Source organism: Streptomyces sp. NPDC032721, from assembly GCF_055579625.1.
The window spans coordinates 64,314-83,830 of sequence record NZ_JBVIMX010000021.1 but is presented as its reverse complement, the minus strand read 5'-3'; the positions used below and the strand labels follow the sequence as shown (position 1 = coordinate 83,830).

Here is a 19,517-nt window from a genome sequence, read left to right as displayed (position 1 = left end):
TGACGATTCTCCCGCACGCGCGGGGGAAGTCCCCGGTCAGGGTGGCCCGGGGAGCGGCGGGCAGGGTCAGCTGCCCTTGGCGATGCGGTCCAGGAGGTTGGCCGTGGCCCGCTGGATACGGGGGTCCACATGGCCGGGGCGGTCCAGCGCCGGGGACCAGGCGAAGGTGCCGGACGCGAAGACGAGGGCGCCGCTGGGGGCCCGGTAGAGCGAGGTCTCCTGGTGGCGCAGGGCGCCGTCGCCGTCCCGGTAGGGGGAGTGGGCGAGCAGGATGCGGCCGCGGTGCTCGGGCAGGGCGGTGCGCGGGAAGTAGCGGTCGGCCTCGCCCGCGACCAAGCCCTCGATCTCGTCGCCCTCGCCCGCGCCGGTGTTCTCCCAGAGCCAGTGCTCCGCGTTCCGTACGACCAGGGGGCTGGGCTCGGGGACTCTTCCCGCGTACTGGATCCCCATCAACTGCTGCTCGGGCTTGTCCACTTCGCGCCACAGCGCGGCCTTCCCCGAGCCGCGGCGCTTGCGGCAGGACAGGAAGCGGTCGGGCACGCCGGAGGGGGCGGGGCCCAGCTCGACCTGCCAGTACATGGTGTTGGCGGAGAGGAAGACGAGGGAGGTGCCCTGGTCGCGGGCGTGCTCGGCGGCCCGGCGCATCGGCACCGACCAGTACTCGTCGTGGCCGGGGAAGACCAGGCCCCGGTAGCGGGAGGTGTCGATGTTTCCCGCGTGCAGGTCGCGGGCGTCGGCGTAGGCGAGGTCGTAGCCGTAGCGCTCGGCCCAGCGGATGAAGTCGTAGGCGTGCCCGACGTGCAGCGGCAGGCCCTGGCCCGCGTACGGCCGGTCGAAGGAGACGGTGGTGGCCGCGTCCTCCTCGCCGAGCAGCCGGCCCTGCTCGTCCCAGGCGTGGTAGAGGCTGGCGCCGGTGCGGCCGTCCTCGGGGAAGAGGTTGTACGCCTGCCAGGTGACGTCCGGGAGCAGCAGCAGGAAGTCGGCGGGGCGGTCGTCGCGGACCGTGAAGGGGATGTGGCTGCGGTGGCCGTCGGCGCTGGTCAGCACGGCGACGTAGGCGCCGAGGCTCCAGTACTCGGGGATCTGCAGGCGCCAGGACTGCCACCAGTGGTGGCAGGAGACGGTGCGGTCGGCGGTCAGCGGGGCGGGCTGGACGATGCCGGAGAGGCGCGGGCTGGTGTCGACCTGGAGGGCGCCGGCGCCGCTGTAGTGGCCGATCCGGTAGACGTACGCGGAGAACTCCTGCGGCGGATTGACCGTGACGTGGAAGTCGACGGCGCCGCCCGGGGCGACGGAGCCCGACGAGGTGAAGCCCTTGATCTGGCAGTTCACGTCGTCGGCCGTACGGGGGCCCTCGTGGCGGCGGGGCTGGGGGACCTTGGCGCCGGTGGCCGGATCCAGTTCCGCGTACCAGGGGACTACCGTGCCGTCCGCGTCGAGGTACTGCTCGCCGCCGCGCAGCCAGGGCAGCGGGCCCTGGCCGAAGGGGTCCGAGACGGCGTGTGCGAGCGCACCCGAATCCCAGCGAATCTGCTCCGCCCCCACGTCACGTCCCTCCCTCGGTCCCCCGGGAACACAGGAGCCCCCGGAAAAACATGTGGTGCATCGGCTGTCAGCTCCAGAGCCCCAGCACATCACATAACGCACGCACTCCGTCACCGTTCGTCGCGAATTGGCGTGAAACGGAACCTGCTAGTCCGTTCGTGGGACGCTTCGGCGGTTCTGCGGGCCGTACGGTCACATCCGGAGTACGGGGTTCTACGGGTGGCGGCGGGCGGTCAGGGGCCGCCGGATCCGGCGGCCTTCCGAGGGCCCGCACGGGGCCGCCCGGGGCCCGCCCTGTGCCCGCCCGGGGCCGCGCTCACACCAGCCGCACGGGCTTTTCCGGCCGTACGCCGACGGCGGCGAGCCAGCCGCGCAGCGGGAGGGGGTCGCCGTCCTCGACCAGGCTGAGCACCGGTCCGGTCAGGTCGGAGCGGCGCTTTCCGTCGACGAGCAGGGCGGGGCCGTCCAGCCAGTCCAGGCCGGGGGTGGCGCCCGCGGTGTCGACGGCGGCGCAGCAGACCATCGCGGTGACGTGGTCGGCGAGCAGGTCGCGGCCGGTGCGCGGGGGCTGGATCGGGAAGACCGGCAGCTGGCTCTCGCTCCAGGAGCCGCCCTCCCACAGGTCGTGACCGTCGTGGCCGTCGCCGCCGGGCGGAACCGGGGCGGGCGCCGGGGCCAGGGCCTCCTCGCGGGCGGCCTCGGCGGTGATGCCGGCGGCCAGGGCGTCGGTGCGCTCCTCGTCGACGCGGCCGTCGTCGGGCCCGGGGGCGCCGGTGAGGGGCTCGGCGGTGAGGTGGTCCATGACGCGGGCGAGCGTGGGGCTCGTACCGGCGTTGCGGTCGCGGCCCGCGCCGCTGCCGCTCTTGGCTCCGTCGTCGGAGCGGTCGCCCAGGGTGTCCAGGACGCGGTGCAGCCGGGCGGCCTCGGTGCGCCACTTCCGGTCGACGACCTCTTCCGGGTACGCCTGCCAGTCGACCGGGGACCAGTCGGGGCCGGGGGCCGCCGGGCCGCCGTGGAAGAGGCGGGCGGCGAGCAGGGACGCGGCCTCGTCGACCGCGCCGGGCTCTTCGAGGAGGTCGCAGGCGGGGCGCTCGCCGAGCCGGGAGGCGAATCCGTCGGCGAGGCGGTCGCGGCGGGAGAGTTCGGTGAGGGCCGAGACCACGCCGACGTCGAGGCGGGAGGGCCAGCGGCCCATCCGCCAGGCGGGCAGCGCGACCCGGGTCAGCAGCCGGTCCCAGCCCGCGTAGGCGAGGCCGACCTGCTCCTGGGCGACGATCCGCAGCCCGTAGTCCACGGCCTGGGCCCGCTCGGAAGCGGCGGCGGCGACGCCGCGCTCCAGCTGGGTGATGTGCTCGCGGCAGGCGCCGAGCAGCAGCCGGGAGATCCGGCCGAGGGGCGCGAGCGCGAGGCGGCGCAGCGGGCCCGTCGGGCCGTGGCCCGGTTTGGCGGCGAGGGCGACGGCCGCGTCCAGCCCCCGTACGAAACGGCGGGCGGCGGCTATGTCGGGGTGGGCGGCGGGGCCCGTACCGGCGACGACCGGCGCGAGGACGGCCCGCAGTTCGGCGACGCGCATCCACCAGAGGAACGGCGAGCCGATGACCAGGACGGGGGCGGCGGGCCCGGAGGCGTATCCGGTAGGTCCGGTAGGTCCGGTTGGTCCGGTAGGTATGGAATCGGCGGAGGCGGCGGGACTCGGTCCTGTGGGGCCCGTGGCGTTGGTCCGCTCCTCCAGCCAGCTGTCGCAGTCCGGGGTCAGGGCTATCGCGGAGGGCGCGGGCACGTCGAGCCGCTCGGCCAGGTCCCGGACCAGGCGGTACAGGTCCGGGGCGGACTTCTCGGTCAGCTCCACCGTGGGCGTCACGGCGGGGCGGGCCCGCGCGACCACCAGGGCGACCGCCAGACCGGCCACCAGCGTCACCAGGGCGACGGCGGACACCGCCCAGCGCGCCACGTCCCAGCCCGTGCCCACGAGCCGCCCGGACGCGCCGCCGATCAGCAGCACGACCGCCGCGGCGGTCGGCAGCAGGGCACCGGCCAGCGCCCGGCCGCGCACCCGCAGGACGGCGGTCGCACGCTCGCGCGCGGCCTGCGCGCCCAGCTCCGTACCGTGGGAACCGGGGCCAGTGGCACTGGCACCGGAATCAGACACTCCGGACATGACCGGATTCACCCCCTCTGCACTGCTCGCCCTGCTTGCCCGTCGATGGGTTGCTCACTCCCCCACTGTGGCACCCGCCACTGACATCGCAATGTCGGTGGGCCAAGTGCCGGAACCGCTTGCGCGGCACCCTAGTTGGGGCTTTGGCACCAGTCATCCGGATGGGCGAGCCGTCACCCGATGGAATGGCTTTGGGTAAAGGTGCTGGCTTCCGGGGCAAAGCCTGCATCCCGGTACGGAAGAGGGGCGGACCCGGGTGTCAGCCCCGGTCCGCCCCACTCGGCCGCTCCTGGTCGGCTCAGCCCGTCGCGTCCAGGGCCGCCTTCTCCGCGATGTCCGTACGGTGCTGCGAGCCGTCGAGCCGGATCCGGGCCACGGCGCGGTACGCGCGCTCGCGGGCCTCGGTCAGGTCGGCACCGGTCGCGGTCACGGACAGCACCCGGCCACCGGCGCTCAGCACGGCGTCGCCGTCCTGCTTGGTGCCCGCGTGCAGGACGTACGCCTCGGGGGCGTCCTGGGCGGCCACCTCGGCGAGGCCCTCGATGGGGTCGCCGGTGCGCGGGGTGCCGGGGTAGTTGTGCGAGGCGATGACGACGGTCACGGCGCTCTCGTCGCGCCAGCTCAGCGGCGGCAGGACGTCCAGCGTGCCGTTGGCCGCGCCGAGCAGCACACCCGCGAGGGGGGTGCGCAGGCGGGCGAGGACGACCTGGGTCTCGGGGTCGCCGAAGCGGGCGTTGAACTCGATGACGCGTACGCCTCGGCCGGTCATCGCCAGCCCTGCGTACAGCAGACCGGAGAACGGGGTTCCGCGGCGCCGGAGTTCGTTGACGGTCGGCTGGAGCACGGACTCCATGACCTCGTCGACCAGCTTGGGGCCGGCCCACGGGAGCGGCGAATAGGCGCCCATGCCACCGGTGTTGGGGCCCTCGTCGCCGTTGAGCGCGCGCTTGAAGTCCTGCGCGGGCTGGAGCGGCAGCACGGTCACGCCGTCGGTGATCGCGAAGAGCGACACCTCGGGACCGTCGAGGAACTCCTCGATGACGACGCGCTCACAGGCCAGCGCGTGCGCCCTGGCCTCCTCGACGTCGCCGGTGACGACGACGCCCTTGCCGGCCGCGAGACCGTCGTCCTTCACGACGTACGGAGCCCCGAAGGCCGCCAGCGCGGAGTCGATCTCCTCGGGCGTCGTACAGACGTAGCTGCGCGCGGTGGGGACACCGGCGGCGGCCATCACGTCCTTGGCGAACGCCTTGGAGCCCTCCAGCTCGGCGGCCTCCTTGGACGGCCCGAAGACCGGGATCCCGGCCTCGCGCACGGCGTCGGCGACGCCCGCGACCAGCGGGGCCTCCGGGCCTACGACGACAAGACCGGCGCCGAGTTCGGTGGCGAGGCGCGCCACGGCGGCCCCGTCGAGGGCATCGACCGGGTACAGCTCCGCCACTTCCGCGATGCCGGCGTTGCCGGGGGCGCAGTAGAGAGCGGTGACGTCGGGGTCGAGGGACAGAGAGCGGCACAGGGCGTGTTCGCGGGCGCCGCCGCCGATGACGAGGACCTTCACGGGGTGCAGCCTAGTCGGGCGGCGGGGTGCCGGACTCCGGGGCTACTCGTTTACGAACTCCTCGACCACGGTGGCGCCCAGTTCCCGGACGATCAGGTCGTGGCCGGAGAGGGCCGAGTCGACCAGGTCCGGATCGTCGTCCTCCGGTACGTCGTCCTCGGCGGAGACCGGCGGGGGCTCGGCCGGGGGCGCGTACTGGTTCTGACTCTGGCCATAACTCTGACTCTGACTCTGACTCTGCGACGGCCCCTGCCCCTGACCCGGCCCCTGTCCCTGACCCTGAGCCTGGTGCGGTGCCTGCGCGGGCTGGGCCTGGGGGGCCGGTGCCGGGGCCGGGGCCTGGGCCTGGGGCGGACGCGGGGCGGCCGGAGCCGGGGCCGCGGGAGCGCCCCCGTACCCACCTCCGCCGCCTCCACCCGCACCTCCGCCGAAGCCGCCGCCACCGCCGCCTCCGTAGCCGCCTGCGGGACCGGCCGGGGGCTGGCCGCCACCGCCGCCGCTCGCGTCGACCACGGACTCGATCCGCCACTGCACCTGGAAGGACTCGGCGAGGACCTGCTTGAGGACGTCCTCGCTGCCGCTGCTCGCGAAGTTGTCGCGGGCACCGGCGTTGATGAAGCCGACCTGGAGGGTGGTGCCGTCGAAGCCGACGACCTGGGCGTTCTGGCTGAGCAGGATCCAGGTGAACCGGCGGCGGTTCTTCACGGCCTCCAGGATCCCGGGCCACATGTTCCGCACCTGGGCGGCACCCTGCGCGGCGGCGGCACTGGGCGCCGCCTGACCGGGAGCGGCGGCAGGAGCGGGGGCCTGGGCGGCCTGCGGTACGGCCGGAGCCTGGGGTGCGACGGGCTCGGGGCGCCCCTGGCCGGGCGCGGACGCGGTGGGCCAGCCCCCGGGCCGCCGCGCGGGAGCGGCAGCCGGCGGCGCGGCAGCGGCCGGAGCCTCGGCAGCGGGAGCAGGCGCAGGAGCCACGGGAGCCACAGGAGCCGCAGCCACCGGCATAGGCGCAGGTACAGATGCAGGCACATGCGCAGGCGCCGGCGCATGCCCCTGCACCTCCGGCCCCGGTACGTACCCCATCGCCGGCATCCCGGGCACGGCCCCTCCGGCGACGAACCCGCCCCCGCCACCTCCTCCCCCGGTCCGCTCCAGCCGGTCGAGCCGCGCCTGTACGGAGCGCTCGTCGTCGAAGGCGGCGGGCAGCAGCACGCGCGCGCAGATCAGCTCCAGCTGCAACCGCGGCGAGGTCGCCCCCCGCATCTCGGTCAGCCCGGAATTGACCAGGTCGGCGGCCCGGCTCAGCTCAGCAGCCCCGAAGACGGACGCCTGCGCCTGCATTCGCTCGACCACGTCGGCGGGGGCGTCGATCAGCCCCTTCTCCCCGGCGTCCGGCACAGCGGCGAGAATCACCAGATCCCGCAGCCGCTCCAACAGGTCGGCAACGAACCGACGCGGGTCATTCCCCCCCTCGATGACCCGGTCCACGACCTCGAAGGCCGCCGCCCCGTCCCCGGCCGCGAACGCGTCGACCACGGAGTCGAGCAGCGAGCCGTCCGTATAACCGAGCAGTGCGGTCGCCATGGCGTACGTCACACCGTCGTCGGCCGCACCCGCCAGCAGCTGGTCCATCACGGACATCGAGTCACGCACCGACCCGGCCCCGGCCCGCACCACCAGCGGAAGCACGCCGTCCTCGACGGTGCTCTGCTCCTTGGCGCACACCTCACCCAGGTAGTCGCGCAGCGTCCCCGGCGGCACCAGCCGGAACGGATAGTGGTGCGTACGCGACCGGATCGTCCCGATGACCTTCTCGGGCTCGGTCGTCGCAAAAATGAACTTCAGATGCTCCGGCGGCTCCTCGACCACCTTCAGCAGGGCGTTGAAGCCCGCCGAGGTGACCATGTGCGCCTCGTCGATGATGTAGATCTTGTACCGACTGCCGGCGGGCCCGAAGAACGCCTTCTCCCGCAGGTCACGCGCATCGTCCACACCACCGTGGGAAGCCGCGTCGATCTCGATCACATCGATCGACCCGCGCCCGTTCCGCGCCAGGTCCTGGCAGGACTGGCACTCGCCGCACGGCGTCGGCGTCGGCCCCTGCTCACAGTTCAGACAGCGCGCGAGGATCCGCGCACTGGTCGTCTTTCCACAACCACGCGGCCCGCTGAACAGGTACGCGTGGTTGACCCGGTTGTTCCGCAGGGCCTGCATCAGCGGGGCAGTGACATGCTCCTGCCCGATGACCTCGGCGAACGACTCGGGGCGATAGCGGCGGTACAGCGCAAGGGACGACACACATACGAGGTTATCGGGACCCACTGACAACCGATTCCGCCCGGGAACGCAAAGACCCCCCACGCACCCGCCAGAGCCAACCTACCCTTGCTGCCTTCCGGCCCTGGGGGAGTTCAGTCAGATAGCGCCACGTGAGGGGCTGACACCCACCCTAGCCGATCCCCCACCCCAAAAACGACCCGCTCCCACCTCGGAACTCTCCTCGGACCCACCCCCGACGAACGCGGTCGCAAGCACCCCTCAACGTCTTGTATTGTTTGCGGCGGAGGATTCGCCTAGTGGCCTAGGGCGCACGCTTGGAAAGCGTGTTGGGGGCAACCCCTCACGAGTTCGAATCTCGTATCCTCCGCACTCGCCCAGCAGGGCAGATGAAGGCCCCGACCGGTTTCCGGTCGGGGCCTTCATCGTTTGTTCTCGGACCTTAGTTCGCGCGCTTGGTGAGTTCGAGCGGGCCCGTGATCTTCAGGGGGCGCCGTTGCCGTCCATAGGTGTGCCGGCGAGTTCCCAGGTGTAGGTGCCCGCGTCGGCGGAGCGGCCGTTCCACGAGAAGGTGACGGCGGCGGCGTGCTGTTTGGCCGTGCCGGTGAAGACCGGGTGCCCGGACTTGTTCCGGATCGTTACCCGGGGGTCGGTGACGGGCTTGGACAACTGCCAGTGGCACCTTCGGCCCGCCGGGTGCGTCCAGGTCGACGACGTACTGCCGGTCCTCCGGGCCGCGCCCGGTGTCGCCGAACACCACGTAGCGGCCCAAGGCCGAGCGCACGGCCGAGAAGTGGTCGGAGCCCGTCGGCATCTTCTCGCCGGTCGTCCGCACGTCCGGGCGGGCGAGCAGCGACCGCTCGCCCGCCGACGGGGCGTCGCCGAGGGCGGTGTTCTGCTGGAAGAGCGCCGGCAGGTACGTGGTGCCGGACTCGGCGGGGGTCAGCGCTCCGGGCGGCCGTGTTCCTGGACCAGGATGGCCGCCTGGACCCGGGAGCGCAGGCCCAGTTTGGCCAGGATGTGGGAGACGTGGGACTTCACGGTGGCCTCGGTGATGTAGAGGCGGTTGGCGATCTCCTGGTTGGAGAGGCCCTCGCCGAGGCAGTCCAGGACGTCGCCCTCGCGCTCGGTGAGCTGGTCGAGGCCTTCGGGGTTGGACTGGAGCGCGCTGCTCTGGCCGGCGAAGTGCGCCATGACGCGGCGGGTGACCTGGGGGGCCAGCACGCCGTCGCCCTGGGCTACCAGGTGGATCGCCTCGACCAGCCGCAGCGCCTCGACCGACTTGATGAGGAAGCCCGCGGCACCGGCCTGGAGGGCGGCGTAGACGTACTCGTCGAGGTCGAAGGTGGTCAGGACGAGGACCTGGCAGACGTTCTCCTGGACGAGGGTGCGGGTGGCGACGATGCCGCCGCCGCCCGGCATCCGTACGTCCATCAGGACGATGTCGGGGCGCAGTTCGCGGGCCATCCGGACCGCGCTGGTGCCGTCGACCGCTTCGCCGACGACCTTGATGCCGCCGGCCTGTTCCAGTACGAGGACCAGGCCCGCCCGGACGGCGGCGTGGTCGTCGGCGACGAGGACCTTGATGCTCATGAGTGCTCGTGTTCCCTTGTCGGACCCAGTGGGAGGATCGCGTGGACCCGCCAGCAGCCGCCGACGGGTTCTGCCGTGACCGTTCCGCCGATGGCCGCCGCACGCTCGCGCATGTTGAGCAGACCGGTGCCCGCTCCGGGGAGTACGGGTTCCTCGGTGGCGGTCAGTTTGCTGGTGACCTCCACGTGGAGGTCACCGTCCTGTGCGTGCACCCCGACCCAGGCCCGGGACCCGGCGGCGTGCTTGACCGCGTTGGTGAGTGCCTCCTGGACGATGCGGTAGGCGGCCAGGTCCACCGAGGCCGGGATGTCCGGGGGCAGGTCGATGGGGTGGGGGGTGCCGGCCGCTCCCGCTTCCGAGCCCGACGGGGACACCTCCAGGCCGGTGGCGCGGGCCGATTCCAGGAGTACGTCCAGGTCGGCGAGGCGGGCCGGGGAGGCCTGCGGCATCTGCTGGTCGTCCACGTCCTGGCCGCGCAGCAGCTCGATCATGGCGCGCATCTCGGTGAGTGCCTCGACGCTGTTCTTGCGGATGGAGCGCAGCACCGTGTTGACCGCGGGGCTGTCGCTGGCCATCGTGCCGACCGCGTCCGACTGTATGGCGATCGCGGACAGGTGCCCGGCGATCACGTCGTGCAGGTCCCTGGCCATGCGGGCGCGCTCCTCCGACACGGCGGTGCGCCGGTCGAGTTCGGCGATCCTGGCCTGCTGTCTGGCGCGGGTGCGTTCGGTCTCCGCCTCGTCGCGTTCCTGCCGTACGGTCATCGCCCACCAGACCGGTACGAAGACGATCGTCAGCATCAACATGATGAGCAGCACGGCCACTTGCCAGTCGCCCACGGTCCACAGCAGCACCGTGGTGATCGCCACGACCAGCGCGATGACGGAGCGGATGAGGGTGCGGCTCTGGTTCTTGGAGCCGTGCAGGGTGGCGCTGTAGAGCAGCTCGGAGACGACCAGCAGCATCGAGATGCTGAAGCCCATCAGCACGTCCGCCACGCAGCAGACCAGGCCCGCCACCAGCGCGGGCAGCGGCAGGTGCCGGCGGACCAGTACGGCGAGGCAGGCGCAGGCGAGCGGAATCAGCCGCCAGCCGATGGCGAGGTTCCACAGGGCCAGCGTGTGCACGTCCCGGAAGAACGGATACCAGCCGACCGCGTAGAGGAACGCGCCCAGCGCGAACAGTGCCGCGGCCGGCAGGACGTCCTTCCGGTCGGGGCGAAAGCTCCGGTCCCGCAGGACTCCCAGACCCACCATGCAGTCATAAAATCACAGCCAGGCAGCGTGATTGGCGCCAAATCGCCTGCTCCGAAGGTATCTCCATCGAAGGTGGGAGAGCGCCCCGTGCGCCCCGCCGAAGTGGTGACGTGCGCCCCTACCAACCGCCGAAGACAGCGGCGGGGGTGCGCCGCGACGCTGGATGTATGAACCAACAGCACGGCACAGGCACCACCACCGCGACCGCGGACTCCGGGCCCTTACCGGCGGCACGGCGCATCGAGGTCCTCGACGTACTGCGGGGCGTGGCCATCGTCGGCACGCTCGGGACGAACATCTGGCTGTTCACGCATCCGCTGGGCCCGCCCGGACTGTTCTTCCGGATGCCCGAGGCGGACTCGGCGGGCGGCGCGGTGGAGGTCGCACTGCGCTACCTGTCGAACGGGAAGTTCCTGGCGCTGCTCACCATCCTGTTCGGGGTCGGCCTGGAGCTCCAGTACCAGTCGGCCAAGCGGCGCGGGCGGGCGTGGCCCGGCTGGTACCTGTGGCGGGCGGCGCTGCTGTTCACGGAGGGGGCGCTGCACTTCCTGCTGGTCTTCGAGTTCGACGCGCTCATCGGGTACGCCTTCACCTCGTTGATCGTCGTCTACCTGGTGGGGCGCAGCGAGCGCTGTGTGCGCGCCTGGATCTTCGCCATGGCGGGGCTGCACCTGCTGCTGGTCGGGGCCCTCAGCTGGGCGGTGGCCGCGTCCGGGACCGGTTCGGGTGCGGTGACGGGGATGGGCAAGGCCGACGTGTACGCGGTGGGCGGGTACGGGGAGCAGATCGCGCTGCGCCTGGACCGGTTCGTGCTGTACCGGCTGGAGGCGGTGTTCGTGATCCCGATGGGGGTCGCGCTGTTCCTGATCGGTTCGCGGCTGTTGCGGGCGGGGGCGTTCGAGCGGGGTGAGCGCGGGGCCCTGATCCGCAACCGGCTGATGCTGATCGGGCTCGGCGTCGGCGCGCCGCTGAATCTGCTGACCGCTTTCGGCGGGCCGCACTGGTTCGTGGTGGACCGCTATCTGCTGCCGCCGCTGGTGGCGTTCGGTCTGCTGGGCCTGGTCACCACGCTGGCGCTGCGGGCCACCGGTGAACACGGCTTCCTGCGCCGGGGGTTGACCTCGGTGGGCCGCAGCGCGCTGTCCTGCTACGTGTTCCAGAACCTGGCGGCGGCCGCGCTCTGCTACGGCTGGGGCCTGGGCCTGGCCGCCGAGCTCGACTGGGCGCGGCCGTGGTGGCCGGTGCTGGCCTGGGCGGTGATCGTGAGCTCGTTCGTGGTGCTGTCGACCCTGTGGCTACGGAGGTTCAGTCGCGGGCCCCTGGAACTGGTGTGGAACTGGGCCTACTTGGCCCCCCAACGACTGGGTCGCGTCGCATAGCCGGCCGCGCGGTCCGGGTGGCGGCGGTGGTGCCCGCCTCAGCTCCGGGCATCACCGCTCCGCTTCCCGTACTCCCCCGCCGGAAGACCGGACTACCGGAGTTCCACCGTGCGCAGTTGCGGCGACGCGGCTATCTCGCTCTCGCAGAACCGGCCCTGGGTGAGCTGCCCCCTGGCGAACAGCTCGGTCTGGTCGGCGTAGTGCGGCGAGGTGGGGTCGGCGGACTGGGAGGAGGCGAGCAGCCGTGCCACGTCCGGGCACTCGCCCGCGGTGAAGGAGACGACCTGGATCAGGCTCGCGCCGTACTCGACCTCCCCGTACCCCTTGCCGGGCACCCACTTGTGGCCCACGACGTTGACCGGGCCGAGGTTGTTCGGGGCGCCGCGCGTGGGGATCCTCCGGTCGCCGCGCACCACGTACTGGTGCGCGCCCAGCGGGGCGTCGGGGGCGATGGCGAGTGCACCCAGCTCCGTGACGGCGTCACCGAGTGCGGTGGCCACGGCGGCGTCGGCGGTGTTCAGGTCGCGCGGGGTGTTCACCGGGTCGGCCTTGTCGAAGGGGGTGCGCCACGGGGCGGGTGCGCGCTCGGTGAGCCTGGTCCAGAAGCGGGTGAAGAGGAGGGCGCCCCGGCTGTCGGGGGTGAACCGCTTGTCCCACTGCCCGAGCGCCCGGCAGGCCGCCGTCGCGTCGACGGGGCCGCCGGCCGAGGGCGCCTTGCCGCCGGGGAGCGCGGCACACATCCGTACGGTGTCGGCGACCGCCAGCTCCGCGGTCTTGCTGCGGTCGGCGAACAGCAGGTCCTGCGTGTTCCTGCGGTTGAACCCCTTGCCGGGCAGGCCGTCGGTGCCTGCGATGCGCTCCTCCAGCGAGGTGAGGCTCATCCGGGTGCGGGCGGTGCGCTCGGTGCCGATGCTGCCGATGACGCGGGGGTAACCGGTCAGCGGGGCGCGGGGGTTGGTGAGCCAGGCGCTGTCGTTGGAGTTCGCCGTGTAGTCGTCGCGCTGGAGGGCGGGCAGGTCCTCGGGGCCGAGCAGGCCGGGGGCGACGGCCTTGGCGCTGTTGCCCCAGGCGCAGTCGGAGCGGGCGCCGTCCAGGACGGAGAGCCCGGTGCCCTGGTAGATCGCCTTGCCGAGGTCGGTGTTGCAGCGGGCGGCGAGCGCGTCGGTGAGGTGCGGGGCGACCTGTACGCCGGAGAAGAGCGTGCGGCCGCTCTTGTCGGCGGCGGTGGTGTTGAGCCACGGCATGCCCTGGGTGCGTACGAGGGCGTCCTGGACGTCCTTGGTGCTCTGGGCGCGGTTGAGGTCGAACCAGGTGTTCAGGCCGCGCAGGTTGCCGGAGTTGGCGTCGCGCAGGGCGTACGCGGCGTCCGCCGTCCACTGGGTGGGCAGGCCGAACGCGGCGCCGACCACGGGGCCGTACCGGGTGGACCACAGGGTCCGTTCGACGGTGGAGAGCGTGCCGTCGGCGGCGCGTACCTTGACGGCGACCTTGCGCGAGGTCATCCGCTCGGGCCTGCCGTCGACGAGGTGGCTCGTCGGGTCGCCGGGGACCGGCTTGAGCTGGTAGAGGCCCAGCGGTACGGCGGAGGAGACGGTGTGGCTCCAGGCGACGTTCTGGGTGTGGCCGGAGCGTACGAGGGGGACGCCGGGCAGCCCGCCGCCGGACACGTTGAGCTTGCCGGGGACGGTGAGCTGGGCCTCCCACAGGCGCATCGCGCCGGTCCAGGCGAAGTGCGGGTTGCTCAGGAGCAGGCCCCGGCCGTTCTCGGTCTGTCCCGAGCCGATGCCGAAGGCGTTGCTGCCCTTGCCGTCGCCCGCGAGTGCCTCGGTGACCGAACGTACGGCGGCCCTGGGGTCCCGGAGGGCGGGGGAAGGAGCGGGGGTCGTGGGGGTCGCGGGGGCCGGTGGGGTGGCGGTGACGATCGCGTCGATGGACCGGCCGCCGCCGCCCGAGGTGCTCAGCGCGTGGAACTGGCGGTAGACGTCGAGCTCCGTGATCGGCCGCAGCCAGGGCGCGCCCTTGCAGGACGGGTCGCTGATGTTCGCCGCGCCGGTCTGGGCCAAGTAGCGGTTGTAGCCGCTGACATAGCCGCGCACGATGTCCCGCACCTCGGCGCGGGGGCCGAGCGGGGCGGGCTTGGCGAGGGCGGCCTCGACCGCCTTGGAGTCGTTGACCTGCTGGAAGTAGAGGTCGCTGTGGAGGTTGGAGCGGGCGGGGCCGTAGGCGTTGGTCGGCCCTTCGGCGCCCCGGTACCGCGAGCGCTCGGCGGACACCGTGAGGTAGGTGTCGGCGAGCAGACAGATGTTGTCCTTGGCGACCGCGTAGCCGTATCCGAGGCCGAGTCCGGTGAAGTCGTCCGCCTTGATGTGCGGGACGCCGAACTCGGTGTAGCGGATGGTCGCGGCGGGGCCGGGCTTGGCCTCGGGACCGGCGGGCGCGGCGGCGGCGGAGGCGGGCAGGGTGCCCGCCGCGAGTGCGCCGACAACCAGTGAGGCTGCCCAACGGGCTCTCAGGGCATGCCTGTTGACGTACTTCATGTGTGATTCCCCCATGTGTCTTGCTCCGTGCGTACGCGTCCTTGGCGTCCTACGCGTACAGGTCCTGTGGTCCCCGGTCGTCCGCGTCGTCCACCAGTCCCTGGTAGGCGGCGAGCGTCCGGTAGAGCGGGCTGTCGCGCAGCAGCGACTCGTGGGTGCCGACGGCGGCGACCCCGCCGCCGTCGAGCACGATGATCTGGTCGCTGTCGACGACGGTGGCCAGCCGGTGGGCGACCATGACCGTGGTCGTGCCCGGCCTGCGGGACCTGAGCAGCCGCTGGAGGCTCCACTCGGTCTCCGCGTCGACGCTCGACGTCGGTTCGTCGAGGAGCAGCAGTTCGTGGTCGTGCAGCAGGGCGCGCGCCCACGCGAGCCGCTGGCGCTGGCCGCCGGACAGCACGACGCCCGCGTCACCGAGGTCCCGGTCGAGGCCGTCGGGGTGGTCGAGCAGGGCTCCCAGCTCGACGTCCGCCAGGGCGGTGCGCAGTACGTCGTCGGGGGCGTCGGGCGCGCCGAGCCTGAGGTTCTCGCGGAGGGTGCCCGCGAAGACGGGGGCGTCCTGTTCGACCATGGAGAGCCGGGCGCGCAGGCTCTCGTGGGTCATCTCCCTGATGTCCTGCCCGTCGACCCGGATCGTGCCGCTGCCGGGTTCGTAGAAGCGGGCGATCAGCGCGAGGAGGGTGGACTTGCCGCCGCCGGAGGGGCCCACCACGGCGGTGCGCGAGCCCCTGGGCACCGTAAAGCTGGTTCCGGTGAGGACGGGCGGACCGCCGAAGTAGCGGAAGCCGACGTCCTTGAACTCCACCAGGGGGCGGTCCTGCCCGCCGGGAAGGGGCGGGGCGTGCACGGCCGCTGGCTTCGGCGCGCCCTCCGACTCCCGTACAGCGTCCGCCGCTTCGCGCTCGGTCGGGATGCTCAGCACCTCCGCCGAGCGGTCGATGGCGGCCAGGCCGACCTGGACGGTGGTGATGGCCCGGGACGCCTGGTTGAGCGGCAGGACCACGCTGAACAGGTAGAGCAGGAAGGCCACCAGGTCGCCGAGCGCCATGCTGCCCTGGGAGACCCGGTAGCCGCCGACGAGCAGCACCAGGAAGATGGCGATCTGGATCGAGGTGGTGACGGCCGGCTGGACGACGGCTTCGCGCTTGGACAGCTGGAGGCCCGAGCGGTACGCGTCGTCGGCACGGCTCGCCACCCGCCCGTACTCCCGCTCCGTCGCGTCGAAGACCCGGATGGTCCGTACGCCGTGCAGGGCCCGCTCGAACTCCGCCGTCATGCGGCCGACGTGTTCCTGGGCGGTGCGGCTGATGCGGCGCAGCGAGGACATCAGCGCCCACAGGGCGAAGGCGGCCAGCAGCACCGAGGAGAGGGTGACGATCAGCAGCAGCGGGTCGATGAACGCCAGCACGACGATGGACCCGACGCCGAGCAGGACGGCGGAGATGATGTCGAAGACGCCGTTGCTGATCACCGAGCGCAGCAGTGAGGTGTCGGTGCTGAGGCGGGAGATGAGGTCGCCGAGCCGTCGGCGGTCGTACTCCACGACGGGCAGCCGCAGCAGCCGCCTGATCAGCGCCTGCCGGGTGTCGACGACGACGCTCTCGGCGAGCCGTTTGAGCAGATAGACCTGTACGCCGGTGAAGACCGCCTCGCTGAGGGTGACGGCGGCGAGCAGCAGCACCGGGAGGAGCAGGGCCTTCTCGGCGCCCGCGCCCTCCACGATGTCGCGGACGATCAGCGGTTGCAGCAGCGGGAAGACCGGGGCGAGCAGCGAGGTGAGACAGCCGATGACGACCAGCCGCCGTCGGCCGTTGCCCTGCGCCCAGGTCATCGCCCACAGGGTCCGCAGCCCCGGGCCGGGCTCCGCCGCCCGCTTCACCGCTGTGCCGGGGGCGCGGCGACGGCCCGGACCTCCTCGTCGGACGCGGCGCCGGTGACCGGCGGCCAGTCGTCCGTCGAGCAGCGCACGCGCACGACCGAGACCCAGCCCGCCTCGGCCGCCGCCATCGCCGCGGTCAGGGCCTCCGCCGTGTCGGCGGGCTTCGTCACCGACCAGGTCAGGACGCCGCCGTCGTGCTCGGGGCGGGAGGCGCCGGGGCGCTCGGGGTCGTCGGTGACGAACAGGGTTTCGGGACCTTCGAGGTTGTCGAGCATGCGCTGGAGCCAGCCGTAGCCGCCGTTGTCGAGGACGACGTAGGTGAGGCCGATGCGTTCGCGCAGCAGGGTGGGCAGTTCGACGCGCAGGAGGTCGAAGGCGCCGTCGCCGACGATGGCCAGGACCGGGGCCTCGGGGGCGGCCAGCTTCGCGCCCACGGCCGCGGCGGCGCCGTAGCCGAGGGTGGTCTGCTCGGACGGTACGACGCTGCGTGCCCCGGCGGGCAGCGCGAGGACCGGGTAGAGGTACGACCAGATGTCCATGAGGCCGTTCTCGTGGACGACCACCGCGCCCTCGGGGAGCGCGCGGGAGATCTCCCGTACGACGGACTTCACCCGGACCTGGTCGTCCGGGAGTCCGGGGTGGGCGGGGAGGTCCGCCCACGCTTCGAGGGCGTGGCGGGCGGACGCGATACGGGTGGCCCAGTCGGAGTCGGGCAGGACCTCGGCAGCGACCGCGTCGGCCCACTGGTCGGCGGTGGCCGCCGCGTCGCCGTGCACGAGCGGGCCCGGCCGGTCGTACGAGAACTCGGCCGCGTCGAGGTTCACCTGACAGACCGGCACCCCGGGCGGCAGCCCCTCGGTGGCCGTCTCCTCCAGGCGGGAGCCGAGCGAGACGACCACGTCGCAGTCGTCCAGCAGGGCCCGTACCGGCGGCTGGGCGTACAGCCCGGCCAGGCCGCAGAACAGGGGGTGCGACTCGGCGACCGAGCCCCGCCCGCTCGCGGTCACCAGCAGGGCGGCGCCCAGCGCCTCGGCGAGCCGCTCGGCGGCCCCGTCCCCTGCTCCGGCCCCAGCCCCTGTCCCGCCTTTCAGCCCGCCGCCGGCCAGCACCACGGGCCGCCGGGCGCCCGTCACCTCGGCGGGCGGCACGGGTGCGGTGTACCGGCCGGGCATCGGCGGCCGGGAGTCCAGGAGGTGGTCGGCGACCTGGAACTCCTCCTCCAGGAAGCCGTCGGGTATCTCCAGGAACACGGGCCCGCGCGGCGCTTCGCGTACGAGGGCGGTGGCCCTGCGCAGTGCGGGCAGCAGGCGGTCGGGGTGCGCGACGCGGCCCGCCCACTTGGTCACGGGGGCGGCGAGCGCGAGCGCGGGGGCGTCCTGGAAGGCGCGGGTGCCCTCGGCCTCGACGGCGGTGCCGCCCGCCAGCAGCAGTACGGGGCTGCAGCCGGTGGCGGCTTCGAGCAGGCCGCCGACGGCGTTGGCGACGGCGGGGCCCTTGCCCACCACGCACACGCCGGGGCGGCCCGAGGTCAGCGCGTACCCGGAGGCCATGTGGACGGCCATCCGCTGGTCCCGGCACCACACCAGGCGGATGGCCGCGCGCGCGAAGGCGGACACGACGAGCACGTCGTCGCCGGGCAGGCCGAACACGGTGTCCACGCCCTGCCGGGCGAGGTACGCGGCCACCAGGTCCCAGGCGCCGGTGAAGGTCCGGGCGTCTTCGGGCTCATGATGCTGCTGGTCGTGTGCCTGCTGGTCGTGTCGCTGCTGGTCGTTCATGCGTTACCGCCAGGGGTGTCGAGGAATTGCCAGTGCGGGCCGAAGGGCCGGGGCGTACCGGTCAGCAGCGTGCGCCGCAGGCCGCTCAGGAGCAGCTGGTGCGGGCGGGCCGCTTCGAGGCGCAGCCTGCGGGCGGCGGTGTCCGTTCCGGGACGTCCGAGCAGCACCCACATCGCCTGGCGGGCGCGGGGCGACACCCGGGAGAGGGCGGCGGCCGTCTCGTACAGCAGGGTGCTGCCGACCTCGTCCAGCCAGATCCTGCCGTCCGTCCCGCCCCAGCGTCGTACCGCGAGGTTGTACGTGTTGAAGGAGCCTTCCGCCGCGTCGTCGGCGGTGCTCCTGAGGTCGTCCTCCAGGTCGATGAACGACATCAACGGGCCGACCACAGTGGCCAGTTCGCGTGCCCACGGGCGGCCGGTCAAGCCCGCCGCCACGGTCAGGAACGCCTTGAGGTCGGAGCAGCGCAGCCGGACCGCGCGCATCAGGTCGTCCGCCTCGAAGCCATCGGCGTCGCGCAGCAGCCGGGTCTCCAGCTCGAAGTAGTCGGCAAGTTCGTCGAGGCGCGTGTCGACCGTCTTGTCGTGGAGCTCAAGGCCGTCGAACACCACCCCGAAGTGCTCCAGCCACTTCCGGTCGGGCAGGTCCGCACCGGCCAACTGGTGTGCCTCGTAAGCCCAGTCGGCCTCGTAGACGGTGGCCCACAGGTGGGTGAAGAGCGGGGCGACGAGGACCCGGTCCGCGTCGTCGTAGCCGAGCGCGCGGAACACCGGGGCGAGCGAGCGGTAGACCTTGGCGCCCTTGAGGTCGGCGGCGAGTGAGGTGCGCGGCTCCTGCCAGCCGGGGCCGACGGGCGCTTCGCTCCTGCCCCGGACCAGGCGGGCGAGGGCGGGGGTACGGGTGGGCTCCAGCAGCCCGCCGAGGAGTGGGGGTCGCATCTAGTCCGCCGTCCCGCTCACGCCGAGCAGCCGGTGCGTCTCGCGCGCCACCTGGGCGAACCACGGGGTGTACGCGGCGGCGCCGGGGCCTTCGAGCTCGGCGAGGATCTCCGACAGGGGCCGCCACGCCACCTCGGACACCTCGCTGGGGTCCACGTCCGGCGGGTCGCCCGCGAAGTCACCGATCAGTACGTGGTCGTACTCGTGCTCCACATAGCCCGTGCCGGGGTCCTCGGCACGGTAGGTGAACGCCTCGCCCGTGCGCAGGGTGTCGACCCGGATGCCGAGCTCCTCGACCAGCCGGACCAGCGCCGCGTCCACCGGCGACTGGCCGGGGGCGGGGTGCCCGCAGCAGGTGTTGGTCCACAGCCCGGGGAACCGGCGCTTGGCAGCGGCCCGCCGCTGGAGCAGCACCTCGCCGTCCGCGTTGACCAGCATGACGGAGAACGCGCGGTGCAGGAGGCCGGTGGTGGAGAAGTGCGCCTCGTGCACCGACGTGTGGCCGATGGCCCGGCCTTCGGGGTCGACGAGCTCGACCCGCAGCCGCTCCCGGCTCTCCTGGGTCATGGTGGCTGCTGGGCTGGACACGGTGGCTCCTCTGCTCTGCTGCTCTCTTGCGCCGCTG

12 protein-coding genes, 1 tRNA gene, 1 other RNA gene and 1 pseudogene are annotated in these 19,517 nt (G+C 72.8%); 2 read left to right on the top strand and 13 right to left on the bottom strand.

The annotated features are described in order from the left end of the window. Positions 1 to 66 precede the first annotated feature (66 nt). The 5 genes from ACZ5PB_RS34590 to ffs form a co-directional block, all read right to left on the bottom strand. Complete coding sequence (locus tag ACZ5PB_RS34590; protein ID WP_468696768.1) at positions 67 to 1,545, bottom strand: N,N-dimethylformamidase beta subunit family domain-containing protein; 1,479 nt, start codon at positions 1,543 to 1,545, stop codon at positions 67 to 69. A gap of 316 nt (positions 1,546 to 1,861) precedes the next feature. Then, on the bottom strand, positions 1,862 to 3,703 hold the full coding sequence (locus ACZ5PB_RS34585) for a M48 family metalloprotease (RefSeq protein WP_468696766.1): 1,842 nt from the start codon (positions 3,701 to 3,703) through the stop codon (positions 1,862 to 1,864). A gap of 298 nt (positions 3,704 to 4,001) precedes the next feature. Next, entirely contained in the window at positions 4,002 to 5,261 is a 1,260-nt protein-coding gene (gene purD / locus ACZ5PB_RS34580; protein ID WP_468696765.1) for a phosphoribosylamine--glycine ligase, read from the bottom strand. A gap of 42 nt (positions 5,262 to 5,303) precedes the next feature. Then, positions 5,304 to 7,556 (bottom strand): DNA polymerase III subunit gamma and tau, encoded by a 2,253-nt coding sequence (locus ACZ5PB_RS34575; protein ID WP_468696764.1) that lies wholly within the window; start codon positions 7,554 to 7,556, stop codon positions 5,304 to 5,306. 47 nt (positions 7,557 to 7,603) lie between these two features. Next, positions 7,604 to 7,700, bottom strand: an RNA gene (gene ffs / locus ACZ5PB_RS34570) — signal recognition particle sRNA small type. 120 nt (positions 7,701 to 7,820) lie between these two features. Here ffs and ACZ5PB_RS34565 point away from each other — a divergent pair. Further along, positions 7,821 to 7,905 (top strand) — tRNA-Ser (locus ACZ5PB_RS34565). Between the two features lie 113 nt (positions 7,906 to 8,018). Here ACZ5PB_RS34565 and ACZ5PB_RS34560 read toward each other — a convergent pair. The 3 genes and pseudogenes from ACZ5PB_RS34560 to ACZ5PB_RS34550 form a co-directional block, all read right to left on the bottom strand. After that, positions 8,019 to 8,216, bottom strand: a pseudogene (locus ACZ5PB_RS34560) (FlgD immunoglobulin-like domain containing protein); the annotation flags it as partial. 261 nt (positions 8,217 to 8,477) lie between these two features. Further along, complete coding sequence (locus ACZ5PB_RS34555; RefSeq protein WP_468696763.1) at positions 8,478 to 9,128, bottom strand: response regulator; 651 nt, start codon at positions 9,126 to 9,128, stop codon at positions 8,478 to 8,480. Then, complete coding sequence (locus ACZ5PB_RS34550) at positions 9,125 to 10,384, bottom strand: sensor histidine kinase (protein WP_468696761.1); 1,260 nt, start codon at positions 10,382 to 10,384, stop codon at positions 9,125 to 9,127. The genes ACZ5PB_RS34555 and ACZ5PB_RS34550 overlap by 4 nt, the downstream gene beginning before the upstream one ends. Positions 10,385 to 10,551: 167 nt before the next feature. Between ACZ5PB_RS34550 and ACZ5PB_RS34545 the strand changes: the two genes are divergently transcribed. Further along, a complete protein-coding gene (locus ACZ5PB_RS34545) occupies positions 10,552 to 11,763 on the top strand; it encodes a DUF418 domain-containing protein (protein WP_468696759.1) in 1,212 nt (403 codons plus the stop codon). Positions 11,764 to 11,855: 92 nt separating this feature from the next. On the opposite strand, the gene ACZ5PB_RS34540 is transcribed toward ACZ5PB_RS34545, so the two are convergent. From ACZ5PB_RS34540 to idi, 5 genes are read right to left on the bottom strand one after another with little or no spacing between them, the layout of a single operon-like run. Continuing rightward, a complete protein-coding gene (locus ACZ5PB_RS34540) occupies positions 11,856 to 14,315 on the bottom strand; it encodes a penicillin acylase family protein (protein ID WP_468696757.1) in 2,460 nt (819 codons plus the stop codon). Between the two features lie 34 nt (positions 14,316 to 14,349). Next, positions 14,350 to 16,131, bottom strand: a complete 1,782-nt coding sequence (locus ACZ5PB_RS34535; RefSeq protein ID WP_468696755.1) for an ABC transporter ATP-binding protein — start codon at positions 16,129 to 16,131, stop codon at positions 14,350 to 14,352. Between the two features lie 44 nt (positions 16,132 to 16,175). Then, on the bottom strand, positions 16,176 to 17,957 hold the full coding sequence (locus ACZ5PB_RS34530) for a thiamine pyrophosphate-binding protein (RefSeq protein ID WP_468696753.1): 1,782 nt from the start codon (positions 17,955 to 17,957) through the stop codon (positions 16,176 to 16,178). Next, positions 17,954 to 18,892: a hypothetical protein gene (locus ACZ5PB_RS34525; RefSeq protein ID WP_468696751.1), complete on the bottom strand. Its 939-nt coding sequence runs from the start codon at positions 18,890 to 18,892 to the stop codon at positions 17,954 to 17,956. Before ACZ5PB_RS34525 ends, ACZ5PB_RS34530 begins: the two co-directional genes overlap by 4 nt. After that, a complete protein-coding gene (idi, locus tag ACZ5PB_RS34520; RefSeq protein WP_468696749.1) occupies positions 18,893 to 19,480 on the bottom strand; it encodes an isopentenyl-diphosphate Delta-isomerase in 588 nt (195 codons plus the stop codon). Positions 19,481 to 19,517: the final 37 nt, after the last annotated feature.

Excerpts from the sequence above, each read along its gene's own strand:
- ACZ5PB_RS34585 (WP_468696766.1), bottom strand. The coding sequence starts at position 3,703 with ATGTCCGGAGTGTCTGATTCCGGTGCCAGTGCCACTGGCCCCGGTTCC.
- ACZ5PB_RS34555 (WP_468696763.1), bottom strand. The coding sequence starts at position 9,128 with ATGAGCATCAAGGTCCTCGTCGCCGACGACCACGCCGCCGTCCGGGCG.
- ACZ5PB_RS34550 (WP_468696761.1), bottom strand. The coding sequence starts at position 10,384 with ATGGTGGGTCTGGGAGTCCTGCGGGACCGGAGCTTTCGCCCCGACCGG.
- ACZ5PB_RS34545 (WP_468696759.1), top strand. The coding sequence starts at position 10,552 with ATGAACCAACAGCACGGCACAGGCACCACCACCGCGACCGCGGACTCC.
- ACZ5PB_RS34540 (WP_468696757.1), bottom strand. The coding sequence starts at position 14,315 with ATGGGGGAATCACACATGAAGTACGTCAACAGGCATGCCCTGAGAGCC.
- ACZ5PB_RS34535 (WP_468696755.1), bottom strand. The coding sequence starts at position 16,131 with ATGACCTGGGCGCAGGGCAACGGCCGACGGCGGCTGGTCGTCATCGGC.
- ACZ5PB_RS34530 (WP_468696753.1), bottom strand. The coding sequence starts at position 17,957 with ATGAACGACCAGCAGCGACACGACCAGCAGGCACACGACCAGCAGCAT.
- ACZ5PB_RS34525 (WP_468696751.1), bottom strand. The coding sequence starts at position 18,892 with ATGCGACCCCCACTCCTCGGCGGGCTGCTGGAGCCCACCCGTACCCCC.